15 protein-coding genes are annotated in these 20,519 nt (G+C 76.1%); 7 read left to right on the forward strand and 8 right to left on the reverse strand.

From position 1 onward, the window contains the following. The coding region (locus CCE01nite_RS21325) for a restriction system modified-DNA reader domain-containing protein (protein ID WP_503826229.1) at positions 1–1,177 on the forward strand (1,177 nt) is incomplete at its 5' end. Between the two features lie 156 nt (positions 1,178–1,333). On the opposite strand, the gene CCE01nite_RS10185 is transcribed toward CCE01nite_RS21325, so the two are convergent. The 7 genes from CCE01nite_RS10185 to CCE01nite_RS10215 form a co-directional block, all read right to left on the reverse strand. Continuing rightward, entirely contained in the window at positions 1,334–2,287 is a 954-nt protein-coding gene (locus tag CCE01nite_RS10185; protein WP_307722738.1) for an alpha/beta hydrolase, read from the reverse strand. Between the two features lie 95 nt (positions 2,288–2,382). Continuing rightward, positions 2,383–3,351 (reverse strand): zinc-binding dehydrogenase, encoded by a 969-nt coding sequence (locus CCE01nite_RS10190; RefSeq protein ID WP_141372299.1) that lies wholly within the window; start codon positions 3,349–3,351, stop codon positions 2,383–2,385. 36 nt (positions 3,352–3,387) lie between these two features. Then, positions 3,388–4,956 carry a histidine kinase N-terminal 7TM domain-containing diguanylate cyclase gene (locus tag CCE01nite_RS10195; protein WP_034634547.1) on the reverse strand — a complete coding sequence of 523 codons (1,569 nt, stop codon included), beginning with the start codon at positions 4,954–4,956 and terminating at the stop codon, positions 3,388–3,390. 91 nt (positions 4,957–5,047) lie between these two features. Next, positions 5,048–5,785: a maleylpyruvate isomerase N-terminal domain-containing protein gene (locus CCE01nite_RS10200; protein WP_034634548.1), complete on the reverse strand. Its 738-nt coding sequence runs from the start codon at positions 5,783–5,785 to the stop codon at positions 5,048–5,050. A gap of 145 nt (positions 5,786–5,930) precedes the next feature. Then, positions 5,931–8,456 carry a glycoside hydrolase family 3 N-terminal domain-containing protein gene (locus CCE01nite_RS10205; RefSeq protein WP_084142941.1) on the reverse strand — a complete coding sequence of 842 codons (2,526 nt, stop codon included), beginning with the start codon at positions 8,454–8,456 and terminating at the stop codon, positions 5,931–5,933. 123 nt (positions 8,457–8,579) lie between these two features. Beyond that, a complete protein-coding gene (gene metX, locus CCE01nite_RS10210; protein WP_084142942.1) occupies positions 8,580–9,830 on the reverse strand; it encodes a homoserine O-acetyltransferase MetX in 1,251 nt (416 codons plus the stop codon). Positions 9,831–9,913: 83 nt separating this feature from the next. Continuing rightward, positions 9,914–11,230, reverse strand: coding sequence for a bifunctional o-acetylhomoserine/o-acetylserine sulfhydrylase (locus CCE01nite_RS10215; RefSeq protein WP_034634549.1), 1,317 nt, complete (start codon positions 11,228–11,230; stop codon positions 9,914–9,916). 489 nt (positions 11,231–11,719) lie between these two features. Between CCE01nite_RS10215 and CCE01nite_RS10220 the strand changes: the two genes are divergently transcribed. Next, positions 11,720–13,189, forward strand: coding sequence for a C40 family peptidase (locus CCE01nite_RS10220; protein ID WP_141372300.1), 1,470 nt, complete (start codon positions 11,720–11,722; stop codon positions 13,187–13,189). Positions 13,190–13,285: 96 nt separating this feature from the next. Here CCE01nite_RS10220 and CCE01nite_RS10225 read toward each other — a convergent pair whose 3' ends face one another. Next, on the reverse strand, positions 13,286–13,783 hold the full coding sequence (locus CCE01nite_RS10225; protein ID WP_141372301.1) for an inorganic diphosphatase: 498 nt from the start codon (positions 13,781–13,783) through the stop codon (positions 13,286–13,288). A 230-nt stretch (positions 13,784–14,013) separates the two neighbouring features. On the opposite strand from CCE01nite_RS10225, the gene dacB reads away from it, so the two are divergent. The 5 genes from dacB (at position 14,014) to ftsH (ending at position 20,516) form a co-directional block, all read left to right on the forward strand. Continuing rightward, positions 14,014–15,426, forward strand: coding sequence for a D-alanyl-D-alanine carboxypeptidase/D-alanyl-D-alanine endopeptidase (gene dacB / locus CCE01nite_RS10230; RefSeq protein ID WP_141372302.1), 1,413 nt, complete (start codon positions 14,014–14,016; stop codon positions 15,424–15,426). 55 nt (positions 15,427–15,481) lie between these two features. Further along, positions 15,482–16,630, forward strand: a complete 1,149-nt coding sequence (locus tag CCE01nite_RS10235) for an Rv3626c family coenzyme F420 biosynthesis-associated protein (RefSeq protein WP_141372303.1) — start codon at positions 15,482–15,484, stop codon at positions 16,628–16,630. 5 nt (positions 16,631–16,635) lie between these two features. Next, on the forward strand, positions 16,636–17,793 hold the full coding sequence (tilS, locus tag CCE01nite_RS10240; protein WP_141372304.1) for a tRNA lysidine(34) synthetase TilS: 1,158 nt from the start codon (positions 16,636–16,638) through the stop codon (positions 17,791–17,793). 5 nt (positions 17,794–17,798) lie between these two features. After that, positions 17,799–18,353, forward strand: coding sequence for a hypoxanthine phosphoribosyltransferase (gene hpt / locus CCE01nite_RS10245; protein ID WP_141372305.1), 555 nt, complete (start codon positions 17,799–17,801; stop codon positions 18,351–18,353). A 117-nt stretch (positions 18,354–18,470) separates the two neighbouring features. Beyond that, positions 18,471–20,516, forward strand: coding sequence for an ATP-dependent zinc metalloprotease FtsH (gene ftsH / locus CCE01nite_RS10250; protein WP_141372306.1), 2,046 nt, complete (start codon positions 18,471–18,473; stop codon positions 20,514–20,516). Positions 20,517–20,519 lie beyond the last annotated feature (3 nt).

The raw sequence follows: 20,519 nt of genomic DNA on the forward strand, positions 1-20,519 counted from the left end.
GGTCCCGCTCCCGGTGCCCGCCGCAGACGCGGTGTCGGTCCCGCTCCCGGTGCCCGACGCACCTGCACCCGTGCCGGCCGCGCGCCCGGCCCCCGCCGCTCCCGCCGACGTCGAGATGACGATGCGCATGGCGCCGGTCCCGCTCGACGACGACGAGGTGCTGCCCGAGCCCCCGACCCGCTCGGGCGGGTTCGCGCCGCGTCCGGAGGAGCAGCGCGCCGCCGAGGAGCGTGCCGCGGCCCGGCGACGTGCCGACGAGAGCACGACGACCGACCTCCCGCGCGACCCCGCGGTGCACGCCGCGGAGCTCCGCGCCGCGGACGAGGCGCTCGCCCGGGCTCGCGCGTTCGACGCCGCGCGGATGCGCCCGGCCCGCCGCGAGCCGAGCCCGCTGACGGCGCCGATCTTCCTGCCGGACCGCGCGACCGCGCCGGCGCCCGTCGGCCGGAGCGGCCCGGGGGGCCAGGGGGGCGCTGCGGCGGTCGAGGCGACGAGCGCGGCGTGGGCGAGCCCGTCCACGCCGGCGTCGGGCCCGACCCCGCTGCGCGTGCCGACCACGACCGCGACGGGCGCGACCGCGACGGGCGCGACCCCGTCGAGTGCGACCCCCGCCGGGTCGACCCCCGCGCCGATCCCGACGCCCGAGCCCTACCGGCCGACGTTCCTGACCGACGAGCGCCGCGTCCCGACCCCGCCGAACGGCGCCGTGGCGACCTCGCACCGGACCGCCGCACCGGCCGACGAGCGGCCCGCCCGCCCCGCGGCGACCCCCGCCCCCGACGGTCAGGGCCGCGCGCTGGTCCCCGACGACGACCTCCCCGTGCGCGACCGCGCGCCGCGCACCGACGTGCCGCCGACGCCGCCCACGGGGTCGCTGCGGCCGGCCTCGCTGACCGGCGCCTCGGGCCCGCTCAGCCCCGACCCGGCGCTCGCGGCGCTCGCCAAGGGGCGCGGCGCCGTCGCGACGCTCGTGTGGTTCCGGGAGCGCCGGGGCCAGCGGCTGCTCGCGACGCTGCGCGGTGACGGCCTCATCGAGCTGCCCGACGGTCGCGTGCACGCCGACCCGGATCTCGCCGCGGCCGAGGCGGCGAACGCCGAGGGCGCCGTCGACGGGTGGGGCTCGTGGCGCGTGGGCGACGGCGGCCCGACGCTCGCCGAGGCGGCCGGCACCCGCTGAGCGCGACGCCGCCGGACTGGTCGAGCCCGCGGGCCGCGGCCGGCGGAGGTCGGCCGACGTCGGCCGGAACCCGCGGTGTCCCCGGACCGGCCGGCCGCCCCGCGCCGAGCCCGCACGCCGGGCTCAGTCCGGGCTCAGTCCGGGCTCAGTCCGGGCTCAGTCCGGGGCGACCCACCCGTAGCTGCCCGACCACCGCGTGATCTCGGCGTAGAACCGTGCGCGCACGGGTGCGGGCGAGAGCGTGAGGTCGTGCAGCCCGCCGGCCACGCGCACGACGCTGACGACCGGCCCGAGCTGCACGGCCCGGCGTGCGACGAGCTCGACGTCGAGCACGATGTCGGACGCCCGCATGTCCTCGTTCCAGCGCCGGCTGATCACGGTCCGCGCCGAGACGAGCGTGAGCACGGGGACGTCGATGGCGAGGCCGCGGGCGACCTGTGCGTGGCCGGTCATGATCGCGCTGAGCCACCCGGCGCGCACCGGGAACGAGGGGACGGGCCGCCAGCGGTCCTCGTAGGTCCACTCGCCGCCGTCGGCCGCGCGGATCGTGCGCGCGTAGTACCCGGGGTCGATGTTGGGCAGCGGTGCGCGCGGCTGGAGCTGGGCCATGCGCGCGATCGCGGGCGCGCTGACGTGCCGGAGCACCGCGGAGCCCTGGAGCTCGAGCCACGGGCTGTTGAGGACGAGGCCCGCGATGCGCCCGGGGTTGCGGTCGGCCCACAGAGCCGCCACGAGCCCGCCGGTCGAGTGCCCCATGATCATGACCCGGGCCCGCGGGCCGAGGTCGTGGCGCACCTGGGCCAGCGCCGCGTCGAGGTCCTCGTCGTAGGTGCGCAGGTCGTCGACGTAGCCGGGGGTCTGGTGCGGGCGCAGGCTGCGGCCGTACTTGCGGAGGTCGAGCGCGTAGAAGGCGGCGCCCTGCGCGTGCCAGTACGCGGCGAGCCCGGTCTGGAAGAAGTAGTCGGACCACCCGTGCACGTAGAGCACGGCGCGTGCCGGCCGCACCGGCTCGGGCGTCGGCGGCGCGTACCGCACGAGCGTCGCGACGACGTCGCCCTCGTCGTCGGGCTCGAGCGGCAGCGTGCGCGCACGGAAGTCGTCGCCGAGCACGTCGGGTCCCCACCGGCCGACCACGCGCCTGCCTCCCCGCCGGACGTCCGCCGGCACTCGTCGGGCCCGGCGTCTGCGCGGCCCGGTGCGTCGCGTCAGACCTCGACGACGACCTTGCCGAACTGGGCGCCGCGCGCGAGCCGGTCGAGGCCGTCGCGGGCGCCGGACAGCGGGTACGTGGCGTCGACGAGCGGGCGGACGCCGGTGCGGTCGAGCATCGCGAGCAGGTGCACGAGGTCCTCCTTGGCGCCCATCGTGACCCCGAGGACGCTGATCTCGAGGAAGAAGAGCCGCTGCAGCTCGGCCGGGCTGGCGTCGCCCGAGGTCGCGCCCGCGACGACGATCGCGCCGCCGGGACGCACCGAGCGCACCGAGTGCGACCACGTCGCGGCGCCGACGGTCTCGAGCACGAGGTCGACCTTGCCGGGGAGCCGCCCGCCGGTCTCGAACGCCCCGGCGGCGCCGAGCTCGACGGCCCGGGCGCGGCGGGCCTCGTCGCGGCTCGTCACGAGCACCTCGAGCCCGGCGGCGGCGCCGAGCAGGACCGCGGCGGTCGCGACCCCGCCGCCGGCGCCCTGGACGAGCACGCGCTGGCCCGGCGTCGCGCGCCCGCGCGTGAAGAGCATCGTGTAGGCGGTCAGCCACGCGGTCGGCACGCACGCGGCCTCGACGAACGACAGCCCGGCGGGCTTGTCGACGAGGTTCCACGTCGGCACGGCCACGCGCTCCGCGAGCGTCCCGGGGTACCGCTCGGACAGCAGGGACCGCGGCTCGTCGGGCCCGACGCCGTGCCCGAGCGCGCCGCCGACGACACCGTGCACCACGACCTCGCGCCCGTCCGGCGTGACGCCGGCGGCGTCGGTGCCGAGCGTCATCGGCAGCGCCTCGGCGCGCAGGCCGACGCCCCGCAGCGACCACAGGTCGTGGTGGTTGAGCGACGCCGCGCGGACGTCGACGGTCGTCCAGTGCTCGCGCTCCTCGGGCTCGGGGCGGTCACCCACCTCGAGGCCGTCGAGCAGGTCGTCGGGCGAGGCGCCGAAGCGGGTCACGTACGCAGCGAGCATGCGAGCACCGTAGCCCGGTACCGAGCGGGTACGGCGTCAGTGCGACCCGGAGGGCGCCGGCGCGAGCGCGCGCGAGGACGTCCCGGGGCCGGCGACGACCACGCGGTCCCGCCCGTCGCTCTTCGCGCGGTACAGCGCGTCGTCGGCGCGCCGCAGGAGGCTCTCGGGCGTGTCCACGGCCACGGCCTGCGCGACGCCGAGGCTGATGGTCGCGCCGACGCGTCCGCCGGGGGCGGGGACCGTCGCGGTCGCGCAGGCCGCGCGCCACTCCTCCGCGCGCCGGGCCGCGACGGCGACGTCCGCCCCGGGCATGACCACCACGAACTCCTCGCCGCCGTACCGGGCGACGACGTCGACGCCCCGCAGGCTCGACGCGAGCGTCGTCGCGAGGAACACGAGAAGCTCGTCCCCGACGGCGTGCCCGTGGGTGTCGTTGACCCGCTTGAAGTGGTCGAGGTCGACCATGACGACGGTGAGCGGCGTGCCTGCCGACGCCGACCGGGCGACCTCCGTGGCGAGCGCGTGCGCGAGGTGGCGGCGGTTGTGGACGTGCGTGAGCGCGTCGCGGGACGCCTGGTCGGCGAGGTCCGCGCGCAGGTGCTCGAGCTCGGTCACGTCCCGCGCGACGGCGACGAAGCCGAGCAGGCGGCCCTGCCGGGAGCGGATCTCGGTGACCCGCACGTCGAGCACCTGGCCGTGCGCGGTGGTGACCGTGGCGGGGTCGCGGCTGTCGAGCGAGGCGGCGAGCTCGGGGCCGAGCACGTCCTGCCACCGTGCGCCGATGACCGGCGAGCGCGTCGGCCCGGGCGCGCGCTCGAGGAGCCGGACGGCGGCGGGGTTGAGGTCGAGGAACCGGCCCCACGGGTCGAGCACCATCGCGGCGTCGCCGAGCGCGGCGAGGACCTGGCGCGCGGACAGCGACGGCAGCGCGAGGCCCTGCCCCCAGCGGCGGTCGAGCAGCCACCAGGACACGGCCGTGACGAGGAACAGCATCGGCGTCAGGTCGACGGTCTGGTTGCCGCCGACGCCGGTGATCGTCGCCAGGTTGCCCACGGTCGGTGCCGCCGCGGCGAGCAGGAGCAGGACGAACGTGCGGCGCTGGCCGGCGATGGCCCGGCGCATCGCGTGCACGAGCAGCACGGTCGCGACGGTGCTGAGCGCGTAGCTGTACGCGCTGTGCACCCAGAACAGGGGGCCGAACACCACGTGCGGCATCGGTGCGCCGGGCACGCGCTCGACCGAGGCGTAGAAGAGGTGGTGCCACGGGTCGGTCGCCGCGGCGGCCACGGTCAGCACCGGCACGACCGCGAGGAGGACGGCGTGCCGGCGGCGCAGCGACTCGGCGTGCCCGGCGGCGACCAGCGCCTGCCACAGGAAGCCCGCGATGACCGCGCACACGCCCGGGTAGATCGCGAGGCCCGCCGCGTACGACAGCGCGGGGTCGGTGGCGGCGACCGAGATCGCGTCGGCGGCGCTCCACCAGGCGATGCCGAGGTGCAGGAGCGTGAGCGGCCGGGCGGCGGGCCCGCGTGCGCGGTGCCGCCAGGACGTCAGCGCGGGGACGAGGGCGACGAGCGCGACGACGGCATAGACGAGCGCGAGCACGGCGCTGCCACCTTCCCGTCGGTCCCTGGGTTGTCCCCCCGCACGATCGGCAGGGAGCGGTCGGCCGTGAGCCCCTGAACGGGTGGTCGCGTCAGAGCAGGGGCAGCATCCGCCCGAGGTCCGGCACGGCGTCCGACGTGTACTGCGGGCTCAGCGCGTCGGCGAGCACGTCGACGTCGTACGGGACCCGGCCCGCGGCAAGGCGGACCCAGGTGAGCGGCTTGGCGACCTCGAGGCTCCACCCGCCGCGCGCGACGACGATGCGCAGCAGCACGCCCGCGACGAGGTCGAGCGCGGCGCGGTCGACCGGCCCCCCGCCGGACGGGTCGGCGCGCCCGGCGTCGCGCAGGGAGCGCGCGAGGTCGTCGGCGTGCACGACGAGCTCGAGCACGCGCGAGGTCACCATGTCGGAGAGCAGCACCGGGCCGCGACGCGCGAGCACGACGACGTCCGACGTGCCGAGCGCGTCGAGCCGCGCGAACGCCGCCTTCGCGAGCGCGTCGACGCCCGCGAGCGGGTTCTCGCCGAGCTCGGTGGCGAGCTGCCGCGTCGCCTCGGCGGTCTCCGAGGCCCGGTCGGCGTACTTTCCGAGGTACTCGGCGAGCGTCAGCGGGACGGTCCCGGGCGGGGCGACGTCGACCGCGGTGAGCGAGTCCATCGCGCGGCCGAGGTGCGCGACGAGGTCGCCCACCGTCCAGCCGTCGAGCACGCTCTCGGCGCGCGCCGCCCGGGGGTCGACCACGTTCCCGACCCACCGTCGCAGGACGTCCCACTGCGTGTGCAGCGCGGTGGTGGCGGCGGCGAGGTCGGTCGACGAGGGGTGCGTCATACGCCCATCGTGCCCCAGACCGGGCCGAGTCGGGCAGGTGTCCGAGTCGGCCCGGCGCACCTGCCGCGTCCGCCCACCCGCGGCCCGGCGCGCCGGACCGGCCGTCGGACCTGCCGCCGGACCTCCCCTCGGGCCGCCCGGGACGTCAGCCGGCGACGCACGTGAGCACCGGTGCCGGGACCCCGCTCGTCGTCGTGCCCTGGAGCCCGAACGACGTCGAGGCCGCCGGCGCGAGCGCGCCGTTGTACGCGAGGCTCGCCGCGGTCTGCGTCGCGCCCGTGCGGCTGAAGGCGGCGTTCCAGCCGCCCGCGAGCTGCACGCCGTCCGGCCACGTCCACAGCACGCGCCACGACCGCAGCGCCGTGGTCCCGGTCGCCGTCACCGTGACCGACGCGGTGAACCCGCTGCCCCAGCTGTTCTCGGTGCGCCACGTCGCGGTGCAGCCGGACGCCGGGCCGGGCGTCGCCGGCTGGGTCGTCGCGGTCACGGCGGCCGAGGGCGGCGAGACGTTGCCCGCGGCGTCGACCGCCCGGACGGTGTACGTGTACGCGGTGCCGGCCGTGAGCCCGGCGTCGGTGAACCTCATGCTCGCGGTGGTCGCGACCCGCAGCCCGCCGCGGTGCACCTCGTAGCCCGTGACGGCGCTGCTGCCGGCCGGCGCCGACCAGGTGAGCGGGACGGTGCTCGTCGTCGTCGGGCCCGCGGTCAGGCCGGTCGGCGCGCTGGGCGGCTGCACGACGACGCCGCCGTCCCCGGGCGTCCACGTGAGCCCCGCGCCGAGCGGGAACAGCGGCGTCCGGCCGTCGCCCGCGTTGACGGGCTGCTGCGTCGCGGACGCCGGCCACGAGACCGGCAGCGTCCCGGTCGGGGCCACCTTCCCGAACAGCACGTCGGCGACGCCCGCGCCCTCGCTGCCGGGGAGCCACGCGACGTCGAGCGCCTGGACCCAGGGCAGGAGCACGGAGACGTCGAGCGGGCGTCCGGAGACGAGCACGACGACCGTCGGGACGCCCGTCGACCGGATGCGCTCGAGCACCGCGGTGTCCGCGGCGTCGAGGGACAGGCCGCCCGGGCGGTCGCCCTCGCCCTCGGCGTACGGGGTCTCGCCGAGCACCGCGACCGCGACCGAGCACGACGCGTCGACGTTGCTCGCGTCGCGCGCGTGCGTCGTCGTCCGACCGCCCGCGAGCACCTCCTGGACGCCCTGCAGGATCGTGGTGCCGGGCACGGTCGCGCCGCTCGCGCCCTGCCAGCTCAGGGTCCAGCCGCCGCTCTGGTTGCCGATGTCGTGCGCGTTCTTGCCGGCGACGCAGACCTTCCCGCCCGTCCGCGCGAGCGGCAGGACCCCGGTGTTCTTGAGCACCACCTGCGAGCGCTGCACCGCCGTCCGGGCCAGCGCCCGGTGCGCCGCGCTGCCGACCGTCGAGGCGGACGACCGGTCCGCGAGGGGCCGCTCGAACAGGCCCAGCTCGACCTTCTTCGTCAGGATCCGGCGCACCGCGTCGTCGACCCGCGCGACGGGGATGGCGCCGCTCTGCACGTTCTGCCGCAGGTGCGTCAGGAACGTCCGGTAGTCGTTCGGGACCATCACCATGTCGATGCCCGCGTTGATCGACGTCGCGACCTCCTGCGCGGTGAAGCCCCGCGCGCCGTCGAGCTGGTCGATCGCGGCCCAGTCCGACACGACGAAGCCGTCGAACCCGAGCTCGCCCTTGAGCACGTCCGTGAGCAGGTACCGGTTGCCGTGCATCTTCACGCCGTTCCAGCTGCTGTAGGACACCATGACCGACCCGACGCCCCGGTCGATCGCGGCCTCGAACGGCGGCAGGTGCACCGCGCGCAGCTCGGCCTCGGTGATCCGGGCGTCGCCCTGGTCGTCGCCGCCGACCGTGCCGCCGTCGCCGATGAAGTGCTTGGCCGTCGCGAGCACCGACGTGGGCCCGTCGAGCCGTTCGCCCTGGAAGCCCGTGACGGTCGTGGCCATCGACGACACGAGCGCGGGGTCCTCGCCGAACGACTCGTACGTGCGCCCCCACCGGTCGTCGCGCACGACGCACAGGCACGGCGCGAACGTCCAGTCCACGCCGGTCGCACTGACCTCCTCGGCGACGGCCCGCGCGACGTCCTGCGCGAGCTGCGGGTCGCGCGTCGCCCCGAGGCCGATGTTGTGCGGGAAGAGCGTCGCGCCGAGCGCGTTGTTGTTGCCGTGCACGGCGTCGATCCCGTAGAGCATCGGGATCTGCAGCGGCGTCGCGAGGGCCCCGCGCTGGAGCCGGTCGTAGAGGTCCGCCCAGCCCGCGGTCGTGTTCGGCGACGGCGCCGACCCGCCGCCCGAGAGCACCGAGCCGAGCCGGTACGTCGTCATGTCCGCCGGCGTGACGACCGCGCGCTCGGCCTGCGTCATCTGGCCGATCTTGTCGTCGAGCGTCATGCGCCCGAGCAGGTCGTCGACGCGGGTGGCGACGGGGAGCGCCGGGTCGAGGTACGGCAGCACGGCGGCCTGCGCGGGGGCGGTGGTCGGGGTCGACGCGGTCTGCGCGACGCCCAGGCCCGACGCGGTCAGGGCGACGGCGAGCAGCAGCGCGGCGCCCCGCCGGCGCCGCGGGGACGTGCGGGCCGGGTCGGCGGCCGGCCGGTCGGCGGGACCCTCGAGCAGCGCGGAGCGGGGCATCGGTCGACTCCTTCGTCGGGCGCGCGGGACCCGTCGTCGGACCCCGGCTGGGCCGATCCTGCGGCCCGCGCCGACGGGTGCACCACTGCCGAAACGTTTCGCCGAACGCGCGGCCGGTGGGGCTCAGCGTTCCGCGAGGAACTCCCGCACGATCCCGCCGACCTGCTCGGCCTCGATGAGGAACCCGTCGTGCCCGAACTCGGAGCGGATCGTCCGCACCGCGCCCGAGCCGGGGATCCCCGCCGCGACGCGCTCGGACTGCGCGGGCAGGAACAGCCGGTCGGAGTCGACCGCGACGACGAGCGAGCGCGCGGTGATGCTCGCGAGCGCGGCCTCGACCCCGCCGCGGTCGCGCCCGAGGTCGTGCGTGATCATCGTGCGGGTCAGCGTCACGTAGGTGTTGGCGTCGAACCGCCGCGCGAGCTTGTCGCCGTGGTGGTCGAGGTAGGACTGCACCGCGAAGCGCCCGCCCTCGAGCGGGTCCTCGCCGCCCTGCGGGATCCGCCCGAACCGCACGTCGAGCTCGCGCGCGCTGCGGTAGGTCTGGTGCGCGATCTGCCGGGCGATGCCGAGCCCCACGTGCGGGCCCTCGCCGTCCGGTGCGTCGTAGTAGTCGCCGCCGCGGAAGCGGGGGTCGGCGTGGATGGCCGCGAGCTGCGTGTGGAAGCTCGCGATCTGGTCGCCCGACGTCTGCGCCGCGGTGGCGATCGCCGCGAGCGACCGGACGCGCTCACGGGCGCTCACGCCCCACTCGAGCACGCGCTGCCCGCCCATCGAGGCGCCGACGACGAGCGCCCACGAGTCGATGCCGAGCGCGTCGGTCAGGCGGGTCTCGGCGGCGACCTGGTCGCGGACCGTGATGTGCGGGAACCGCCCGCCCCACGGCCGGCCGTCGGGCGCGGTCGACGCCGGGCCGGTCGAGCCCTGGCAGCCGCCGAGCGCGTTGGGCGCGACGACGAACCAGCGGTCGGTGTCGATGGGGGCGCCGGGCCCGACGAGCGAGCTCCACCAGCCGGGCGTCGGGTGCCCGGGGCCCGCGTCGCCCGTGACGTGGGAGTCGCCGGTCAGCGCGTGCAGGACGAGCACCGCGTTGTCGCCGGCCTCGTTGAGCGTGCCCCACGTCTCGTACGCGAGCCGGACGGCGCCGAGCCGTCCGCCGGCCTCGAGGCGCAGCGGACCGAGGTCGGCGAACTGCCGGCGTCCCACGGGGTCGCCCTCGCGCCACGCGGCGCTCGCCGGCACGGGGGCGGGCGGTGCGGCGACCCGGCGGGGGCCCGCGGGGGCGGCCCTGAACGCGGTGGGCAGCGCGGCACCGCCCGGGAGGTCCCGGTCGGTCGCTGTCGTGGGCCGGTCTCTCGGCCGGTCGGTCGGCATGGCTGTCCAATCTACGGGGGCGTGCCGCGGGCTGCGCGTGGGGCCCCGGGCGCGACGTGCGCGTCGCGCCCGGGGCAGTGCCGTCAGGCGCCCTTGGCGGCCCGGAACCCGGCCTCGAGGTCGGCGAGGATGTCGTCGATGTGCTCGATGCCGACCGCGAGGCGCACGAGCCCGGGCGTCACGCCGGAGAGCGCCTGCTCCTCGGGCGTGAGCTGGCTGTGCGTCGTCGAGGCCGGGTGGATCACGAGCGAGCGGACGTCGCCGATGTTCGCGACGTTCGAGTGCAGCTCGAGCGCGGACACGAACGCCTGCCCGGCCGCGGCACCGCCGTCGATCTCGAAGGCCAGCACCGCACCGGCGCCGCGCGGGGCGTACTTGCGGGCGTTCGCGTTCCACGGGCTCGACGCCAGCCCGGCGTAGTGCACGCCGAGCACGTCCTCGCGCGCCTCGAGCCACTCGGCGACCTTCTGCGCGTTCTCGACGTGGCGCTCGACCCGCAGCGACAGCGTCTCGATGCCCTGCGCGATGAGGAACGCGTTGAACGGCGAGATCGCCGCACCCAGGTCGCGCAGGAGCTGTACGCGGGCCTTGAGGATGAACGAGAGGTTCGCGCCGAACGCGCTGCCGACGCCGAGGTCGCGCGCGTAGACGAGCCCGTGGTAGCTCGGGTCCGGCTCGTTGTAGTTCGGGAACCGCTCGGGGTGCTGCGCGTAGTCGAACGTGCCGGCGTCGACGATCACGCCGCCGATCGCGGTGCCGTGCCCGCCGAGGTACTTCGTCGCGGAGTGGATCACGACGTCGGCGCCGTGCTCGAACGGCCGGATCAGGTAGGGCGTCGCGACGGTGTTGTCGACGAGCAGCGGGACGCCGCTCTCGTGCGCGATGCCCGCGACGAGCTCGATGTCGAGCACGTCGGCGCGCGGGTTGGGGATCGACTCGGCGAAGAAGAGCTTCGTGTTCGGGCGGACCGCGTCGCGCCACGCCTGGGCGTCGTGGGGGTCGGTCACGAACGTCGTCTGGATGCCGAGCTTGGGCAGCGTGTGGTGCAGGAGGTTGTACGTGCCGCCGTACAGGCTCGGGCTCGCGACGACGTGGTCGCCGGCCTCGGCGATGTTGAGGATCGCGAGCGTCTCGGCGGCCTGGCCGGACGCGACCAGGAGGGCGCCGACGCCGCCCTCGAGCGAGGCGATCCGGTCCTCGACGGCCGTCTGCGTCGGGTTGCCGATGCGCGTGTAGATCGGGCCGAGGTCCTTGAGCGCGAAGCGGTCGGCGGCGACGCCGGCGTCGGGGAAGACGAACGACGTCGTCTGGTAGATCGGCAGCGCGCGGGCGCCGGTCGCGGCGTCCGGGGTCTGGCCGGCGTGGACCTGGCGGGTCTCGAAGGACCAGGCGTTGTTCATGGGGCTCTCCTCAGGGCGGGCCCGGCGGCGGGACGCCGTGGGCGGGGGACGCGGGGTGCGCAGGGGCGGGGGCGGGGCGCACGCTGCCGCGGTGCCGGGGAGCGGCCCGATCAGGACCGGGAGCCCCGGTGCCCGTCGCCCGCGTGCTCACGCGGGGAGGGGGAGGGGCTCAGGTGACCGGTCACCGGGCACAGCCGAGCGTGCGCTGGTCAGCGACACATTCGGCGGGACATGTCTCGAACAGTACGAGCGCCGTCCCGCATGTGAAACGGCGGTCTCGCGATGCGGGACGACTTCACCCCGCCTCCCGGCCGTCGCCCGTACGGGCAGCTTCACCCGGTCGTTTCGTCCGGGTCGGTCCCGAACCACATCCGTGTGACTCCTGTGACGGGTGTGACTGGTGTTCACTTCTGAGAATCCCGCCGGTAGCGTGCCGACGGGCGCCCCCGACGGCTCAAGGTCGCGCCCTCGGACGACGAAGGACATGACGTGACCCACCCCCACCCGCGCAGCCGCACGGTGCCGCAGCTCCGCCGCTCCGCAGCGGCCACGCTCGCCGCGGCCCTGCTCGTGCTGACCCCGGTCGCGGCCACCGCCGTCCCCGCCGCACCGAGCGACCAGGACGTGCGCGACGCCCGCCGCGCGGTCGCGGGGGCCGAGTCGTCCGTCGCCGCCATCGAGGTGCGCCTCGCCCAGCAGAGCGCCGAGCGCGACGCCGCCCTCGTGCGCGTGCAGCAGGCCGCCGAGGCGTACACGCAGGCCCAGGTCGACGCCGAGGCCGCCGCCGCCGCCGCGACGACCGCCGCGGAGAGCCACCGCGTCGCGCAGGAGCAGGCCGAGGCCGCCCGTCGCACGCTCGTCGCCATCGCCCGTCAGAGCGCCCGCTCCGGCGGCTCGATGGACACCGTCCAGGCGTTCCTCTCGGCCGACGGCTTCGACCAGGTCGTCGAGCGCAGCACCGCGCTCGCCCGGGTCAGCACCAAGGCCGACACCGCCGTCCAGGAGTACCGCGCCGCCCAGCTCGTCGCCACGACGCTGAAGAATCGGGCCGACGCAGCCGTCGCGGCGCAGGAGGAGGCGGCCGAGGCCGCGCAGGACGCGCTCGCCGAGGCGAAGGCCGTGCAGGAGGAGGCCGACGACGCCGTCGCGGCCGCCACCGTCGAGCGCGAGGGCCTCATCGCCCAGCTCGCCGCGGCGCGCAGCACGAGCGCCGAGGTCGAGCGCGCGCGCCAGGACGCCCTCGACGTCGAGCGCCGGGCCCGCGAGAACGCCGCCGCGCAGGCCCGCCGCACCGCGACGCCCGCGCCCGCCGCCGGTCCGGCAGCACAGGCTCCCCCCGCCCCGTCCTCGGCGCAGGCTCCCGCCGCCCAGGCTCCCGCCGCGCCCGCTCCGGCAGCCCCGGCCCCGGCGGCCCCGGCTCCTGCGGCGCCCGCCCCGGCGGCGCCGGCACCCGCTCCCGCCGCACCGGCGCCCGCACCGGCCGCACCGGCGCCCGCACCGGCCGCACCGGCGCCCGCACCGGCCGTGCCCGCGCCCGCCCCGGCGCCGAGCAACCCCTACGGCCTCGGCACCGGACGCTCACGCGGCAGCGCGGGCCAGGGCGAGGCCGCCTCCGCGTGGGCGCGCACGCAGGCTGGCATCCCGTACCTGTGGGGCGGCACGGGTCCCGGCGGCTACGACTGCTCGGGCCTCACCGGGGGCGCGTGGCGCAGCGCCGGCGTCAACCTCAACCGGACGTCGCGCGACCAGTACAAGCAGGTGCTCAAGATCAGCTACGACTCGCTGCGCCCTGGCGACCTCGTGTTCTGGTCGACCGACCCGAACAACCCCGACAAGATCCACCACGTCGCGTTGTACGTCGGCGGCGGGCAGATCATGGAGGCCGCGCGCGAGGGCGTGCCCGTGCGCCTGGCGTCGATGCGCTGGTCGGGCACCATGCCGTACGCCGGTCGCCCCTGAGACGTCCGCCCGGAAACGTCGCCCGGCGGGTCCGTCCGTGCGGACCGGCACCCCACGAGCAGGACGGGCCGCCCCGAGGGGCGGCCCGCGTCCGGCTCAGTGGTGGTCGTACCCCGCGTCGATGGCCCGCTGGCGCGAGCGCTCGATCTCGTCCTCGGCCTCCTGGCGGCCGGTCCAGTGCGCGCCCTCGACCGACTTGCCGGGCTCGAGGTCCTTGTAGACCTCGAAGAAGTGCTGGATCTCGAGGCGGTGGAAGTCCGAGACGTCGTCGATGTCCTGACGCCACGCGGCGCGCTGGTCGCCGGTCGGCACGCACAGCACCTTGTCGTCACCGCCCGCCTCGTCGCGCATGCGGAACATCCCGAGCGCGCGGCACCGGATCAGGCAGCCCGGGAACGTCGGCTCCTCGAGGAGCACGAGGGCGTCGAGCGGGTCGCCGTCCTCACCGAGGGTGCCCTCGATGAAGCCGTAGTCGTCGGGGTAGCGCGTCGAGGTGAAGAGCATGCGGTCGAGGCGGATCCGCCCCGTCGCGTGATCGACCTCGTACTTGTTGCGCTGACCCTTGGGGATCTCGATCGTGACGTCGAACTCCACAGCTCTCCTCCGCCCGTGCGGCGGGAGCGCCGGTGGGCGCGACCTGTCCACACGTGTCTCCAACATGCCTGTGGCGGCGTGCCGACGTGGGACGCCCCCCTGGTACGTGACCTAGTGTGACGCACCGGGACGACTTGCTCCCGCGCGCGGTCCACACCGTGCCCGGTCGAGCAGCCGACTGAGACCAACGACACGCGCGACACGCGCGACACGCACGGACGGGAGGGCGCATGTCGACAGGCGCGCGCGTGGTCGGGGTGAGCCTGCTCGTGCTCGTCCTGGGCGGTGCCGCGTACGGGACGGCGGACGCCTACGACGTCGTGCCCGGGGTCGTCACGCTCGCTCCCGTGCCCCCGGACCCCGAGCCGTTCCCGGCCGTCCCGGGTGCCGCCGAGCCGCCCGCGGTCGCCCCGGCGCTCGGCCCGCTCGACGCCGCGGCTCCCGTGCCCGACGCCGCGCAGGTCGCCGCGCTCGTCCAGGGCCTCGTGACCGACGGGCGCATCGGGCCCGCGGTCGGCGTCGTCGTGGCCGACCAGATCACCGGCGAGGTGCTCGCGTCGCACGCGTCGGACCAGCCGCGCGTCCCCGCGTCGACCGCGAAGCTCGTGACCGGCGTCGCCGCGCTCGCGACGCTCGACCCGGCGTCGACGCTCGACACGCGCGTCGTGCGCGGCGAGGGCGACCAGGTCGTGCTCGTCGGCGGCGGCGACATGATGCTCGCGCCGGGCGGGGGCGACGCCGACGCGGTCGTCGGGCACGCGGGCCTCGGCGACCTCGCGACCCAGGTCGCGGGCGTGCTGACCTCGACGGGGACGACGTCCGTGCGCCTCGGCTACGACGGCTCGCTGTTCTCCGGGCCGGCGCTCAGCCCGACGTGGAAGCCGTCGGACGTCAACCAGGGCTTCGTCGCCCCCGTCACGAGCCTCGCGGTCGACATCGCGAAGATCCGGCCGGGGGAGTATCCGCCGCGGCACCCGGACCCCGAGCGCCACGCCGCTCAGACGTTCGCGGAGCGGCTCGCCGAGAACGGGATCACCGTGACCGAGGTCGGCCCCGTCGGCCCGACGCCCGCGGGTGCCGAGCAGCTCGGCCTCGTGCGGTCCGCGCCCCTGTCCGACGTCGTGCACTACTTCCTCGACACGTCGGACAACACCATCACCGAGGTCGTCGCGCGCCTCGTCGCGGTGCGCTCGGGGCTCCCGGGCAGCTTCGAGGGCGCGTCGCAGGCGGTCCTGCGCGAGGCCGCGCAGCTCGGGGTCGACACGTCCGGGGCCCAGCTCGTGGACGCCTCGGGCCTCGGCGCGGGCTCGCTGCTGACCCCCGACCTGCTCCTGGGGCTCCTGCGCCTCGTGACCGACCCCGCGCGGCCCGAGCTGCGGGAGATCGCGACCGGGATGCCCGTCGCCGGGCTCACCGGGACCCTGGCCGAGCGGTACACGACGACGTCGGCGCGCGGTCTCGTGCGCGCGAAGACCGGAAGCCTGCCGGGCGTCACGTCGCTCGCGGGCACCGTCGTCGACGCCGACGGCCGCCAGCTCCTGTTCGCGGTGCTCGCCGACCAGACGCCCGGCGGCGGGCAGCCCGCGCCGCGCGCGGCGATCGACGGGTTCGTGGCGCGCCTCGCGGAGTGCGGCTGCCGCTGAGGACCTCCGCCACCGACCGGCGGGCGCGCGGCGGACCGGCGGTTACGGTGGGCGCGTGGCACCGCGTCGAGCAGCGAACCCGGACCGCGTCGACGCCGAGCCCGGCACGACCGGACCCGGGCCGCACGCGCTCGTCGACTGGGACGTCGCCGCACGCCTCGCGGGCCGGCTCGCGACCCCCGGCCCCCGGACGACGCGCGACGAGGCCGCCGCGCTCGTCGAGGGGCTGCGCGCCGCGGCCGACGCCGCCCCGGGGCACGTCGCCCGCATCACGGGCCTGACGCCGGCGCCCGGACGGTCGCCCGCGACCGTGCACGTCGTCGACCGCCCGGCCTGGGCGCGGGCCAACACCCGCCTCATGGCGAGCATGACGCGCGACGTCCCCGTGCCCCGGCCGGTGCCCGCCCCCGCCCGGCTCGCCGCCGCGACGCAGGTGGGCGCGGTGCTCGCGCTGCTCTCGGGCAAGGTCCTCGGGCAGTTCGACCCGTTCACCGCCGACGCGCAGGCGCCCGGCGGCCGGCTGCTGCTCGTCGCGCCCAACGTGCTCCAGGCCGAGCGGGCGATGCGGCTCGACCCCGCCGACTTCCGGCTCTGGGTCTGCCTGCACGAGCAGACGCACGCGCTGCAGTTCGCCGCGGCGCCGTGGCTCGCCGACCACCTGCGCACGCGCTCGGGCACGCTGCTCGCCGGCCTCTCGGGCGACGCCGAGCGGACCCGGGACAAGGGCCGCAGGGGCCACGGCACGCACGACGACGACCCGACGCTGCTCGACCTGCTGCAGCGCGTCGCCGGCGCGCTGGGCGGCCCGGACGACGGGCGCGGGATCCTCGACCTGCTGCCCCCGGGCCAGCGCGAGCTCGTCGACGAGGTGGGCGCGGTCATGGCGCTGCTCGAGGGGCACGCGGACGTCGCGATGGACGCCGTCGGGCGCTCGGTCGTGCCGTCCGTGCGCCGCATCCGCGCCCGCTTCGAGGCCCGCCGGGACGCCGGGGCCCGGTCCCGCGGCCCCGAGCGCGTCGTGCGCCGGCTGCTCGGGCTCGACGCCAAGCTCGCGCAGTACCGCGACGGCGCGGCGTTCGTGCGCGCGGTCCGCACCGCCGTCGGGACCGACGGGCTCAACGCCGTGTGGGCCGCGCCCGAGCACCTGCCGTCGGCGCGCGAGATCGCCGAGCCCGGCGCCTGGGTGCGTCGCGTGCACGGCTGACCGGCATGGCCGGACCCGCACCCGTCGTGGCGGCCGCCCGCACCGCGGTCGCCCGCGCGCTCGACGACGTGCCCGCCGGGTCGCTCGTGCTCGTCGCGTGCTCGGGCGGCGCCGACTCCCTCGCGCTCGCGGCCGCGACGGCGTTCGTCGCCGAGCGCAGCTCGCGCGGCTCGCGCGGGTCGCGGGCGCTGCGGGCCGGCGCCGTCGTCGTCGACCACGGCCTGCAGCCCGGCAGCGCCGACGTCGCGGCCGCTGCGGCGGTCACGTGCCGGGTGCTCGGGCTCGACCCCGTCGAGGTGGTCCGCGTCGACGCCGGCGGTCCGGGCGGTCCCGAGGCCGCCGCCCGCGACGTGCGGTACGCCGCCCTCGCCGCGACCGCCCAGCGGCTCGGCGCGGCCGCGGTGCTGCTCGGGCACACCCTCGACGACCAGGCCGAGGGCGTCCTGCTCGGGCTCGCGCGGGGCTCGGGCGCCCGCTCGCTCGCGGGCATGGCGGCGCGCCGGGACCTGCTGCGCCGGCCGTTCCTCGGGCTCCGGCGCGCCGACACCGAGGCGGTGTGCGCGGCGCACGGGCTCACGCCGTGGCACGACCCCACCAACACCCCGGCGCCCGGTGACCGCGCGGCGCCCGTCCGGTCCCGCGTGCGTGGCGAGGCCCTGCCGGTGCTCGAGGACGTGCTCGGGCCCGGGGTCGCCGTCGCGCTCGCCCGCACGGCCGCGCTGCTGCGCGAGGACGCGGACGCGCTCGACGCGCTCGCGGCGGAGCTCCTGGCGGAGGCGGCGCTGGCTGCGGCCGACGCGTCGGCGACCGGGCCCGCGGGTGACGCCGACGCGCCTGGGCCGGCGGGCGACGCCGACACGCCCGGGACGCCCGGTCCCGCCGACGCTCCCGCGACCGAGCAGCCCCCCGCGGGCCCGGGCGTCGTGCTCGACGTCACGACGCTCGCCCGCGCCCTCCCCGCCGTGCGCCGCCGGGCCCTGCGGCAGGCCGCGGCGCGTGCCGGGAGCCCGCCCGGGAGCCTCACCCGGGCGCACGTCCTCGCGGTCGACGCGCTCGTGACCGCGTGGCACGGGCAGGGTCCGGCCGACCTGCCGGGTCCCGTGGTCGCGTCCCGCGCGTGTGGCAGGCTGAGGCTCCACCCCCGAACGCACGAAGGAGAATGACGACCGTGGATCCTGCGGACATGGGTGACGACCTCGAGCGCGTGCTGCTCACGGAGGCCCAGCTCGGTGCGCGCCTCGACGAGCTGGCGGAACAGATCGACGCGGACTACGCGGGCAAGGAGCTCCTGGTCGTGGGGGTGCTCAAGGGTGCCGTGATGGTCATGGCGGACCTCGTGCGCCGCCTGCACTCCACGGTGCAGATGGACTGGATGGCCGTGTCGTCGTACGGCTCGGGGACCAAGTCCTCGGGCGTCGTGCGGATCCTCAAGGACCTCGACACCGACCTGACCGGGCGCCACGTGCTGATCGTCGAGGACATCATCGACTCCGGCCTCACGCTGTCGTGGCTGCTCGCGAACCTGCGCAGCCGTGGGCCCGAGAGCGTCGAGATCGCGACGATGCTGCGCAAGCCCGAGGCCGCCAAGGTCGACGTGGACGTGCGCTACGTCGGGTTCGACATCCCGAACGAGTTCGTCGTGGGCTACGGGCTCGACTACGCCGAGAAGTACCGCAACCTGCCGTTCGTCGGCACGCTCGCGCCGCACGTCTACTCGCACTGAGGCGCCCTTCCTGCCCTGGGCGAACAGACACGGCCGATCCCAGGTCCAGCGTGTAACTTCGACGCCACCTGCTGCCCTGCAACCCGGAGGGATGAGGGGGCACCACCCCCGCTGCCCATGAATCTCAAGCGACTCACCCGCGGCCCCGCCGTGTGGATCGTGCTGGCCGCCGTCATCGTCTGGATCGGCCTCGGCACCATCTTCGGCTCCCCGCGCACCCAGCGGGTCGACACGTCCGTCGGGCTCGAGCTCCTCGACAAGGGCAAGGTCGAGCAGGTCAAGGTCACGGAGGGTGAGCAGCGCGTCCAGCTCACGCTGTCCGAGGACCACATGCAGGGCGACGACAACCTCGGCAAGAACGTCGAGTTCTACTACGTCGAGCCGCAGGGCGAGACGGTCGTGAGCGCGATCGCCGAGGCCGACCCCGAGAAGGGGTTCACGTCCGAGGTCCCGCGTCAGTCGTGGTGGGGCAGCCTGCTGACGCTGATCGTGCCGTTCATCATCATCCTGGCCGTCTTCTGGTTCCTCATGTCGAACATGCAGGGCGGCGGCTCGCGCGTCATGAGCTTCGGCAAGTCCAAGGCCAAGCTCGTGAGCAAGGAGTCCCCGCAGGTCACGTTCGCGGACGTCGCGGGCGTCGACGAGGCGGTCGAGGAGCTCCACGAGATCAAGGAGTTCCTGGCCGAGCCGGCCAAGTTCCAGGCGGTCGGCGCCAAGATCCCCAAGGGCGTTCTGCTCTACGGCCAGCCGGGTACCGGCAAGACCCTGCTCGCGCGGGCCGTCGCCGGCGAGGCGGGCGTGCCGTTCTACTCGATCTCCGGCTCGGACTTCGTCGAGATGTTCGTCGGCGTCGGCGCGAGCCGCGTGCGTGACCTGTTCGACCAGGCCAAGCAGAACGCCCCGGCGATCATCTTCATCGACGAGATCGACGCCGTCGGCCGCCACCGCGGCGCCGGCATGGGCGGCGGGCACGACGAGCGCGAGCAGACGCTCAACCAGATGCTCGTCGAGATGGACGGGTTCGACGTCAAGACGAACGTCATCCTCATCGCCGCGACGAACCGCCCCGACATCCTCGACCCCGCGCTGCTGCGCCCGGGCCGCTTCGACCGCCAGGTCTCGGTCGACCCGCCGGACCTCAAGGGCCGCTCGCGGATCCTGCAGGTGCACGCGCAGGGCAAGCCGATGGCCCCGCACGTCGACCTCGAGGCCGTCGCGCGCCGCACGCCGGGCTTCACGGGTGCCGACCTCGCGAACGTGCTCAACGAGGCCGCGCTGCTGACGGCCCGCACGGGCGGCCAGACCATCGGCGACCACGAGCTCGACGAGGCGATCGACCGCGTCATCGCCGGCCCGCAGAAGCGCACCCGGATCATGAAGGTCTCGGAGCAGAAGATCACGGCGTACCACGAGGGCGGCCACGCGCTCGTCGCCGCGGCGCTGCGCTACACCGACCCGGTCACCAAGGTCACGATCCTGCCGCGCGGCCGGGCCCTCGGGTACACGATGGTCATGCCGCTCGAGGACAAGTACTCCACGACGCGCAACGAGCTGCTCGACCAGCTCGCGTACGCCATGGGCGGCCGCGTCGCCGAGGAGCTCGTCTTCCACGACCCGACGACGGGCGCGAGCAACGACATCGAGAAGGCCACGGCCACGGCCCGCAAGATGGTCACCCAGTTCGGCATGAGCGAGCGCATCGGCGCCGTCAAGCTCGGCCAGGACTCGGGCGAGGTCTTCATGGGCCGCGACATGGGCCACGGGCGCGACTACTCCGAGTCGGTGGCGGCGACGGTCGACGTCGAGGTCCGCAAGCTCATGGACGCCGCGCACGACGAGGCGTGGGAGATCCTGGTCCAGTACCGCGACGTGCTCGACCACCTCGTGCTCGAGCTGCTCGAGCGCGAGACGCTCAACCAGGCCGAGCTCGCCGAGATCTTCCAGCCGGTCGTCAAGCGCGAGCCGCGCCAGGTCTGGCTGTCGAGCGAGGAGCGCGCCGTCTCGAAGCGCCCGCCGGTGATGACCAAGGGGGAGAAGGCCGCGCAGAACGGCGCGCCGATCATCCCTGAGGACATCGCGGCCGACGCCAAGCCGGAGCACCCGGCCGAGATCCCGGTCCAGCTCCCGTGGGACGGCACTCCCGACCCGAACGCGCAGGGCTGACGG

Source organism: Cellulomonas cellasea, from assembly GCF_006538745.1.
GTDB lineage: Bacteria > Actinomycetota > Actinomycetes > Actinomycetales > Cellulomonadaceae > Cellulomonas_A > Cellulomonas_A cellasea.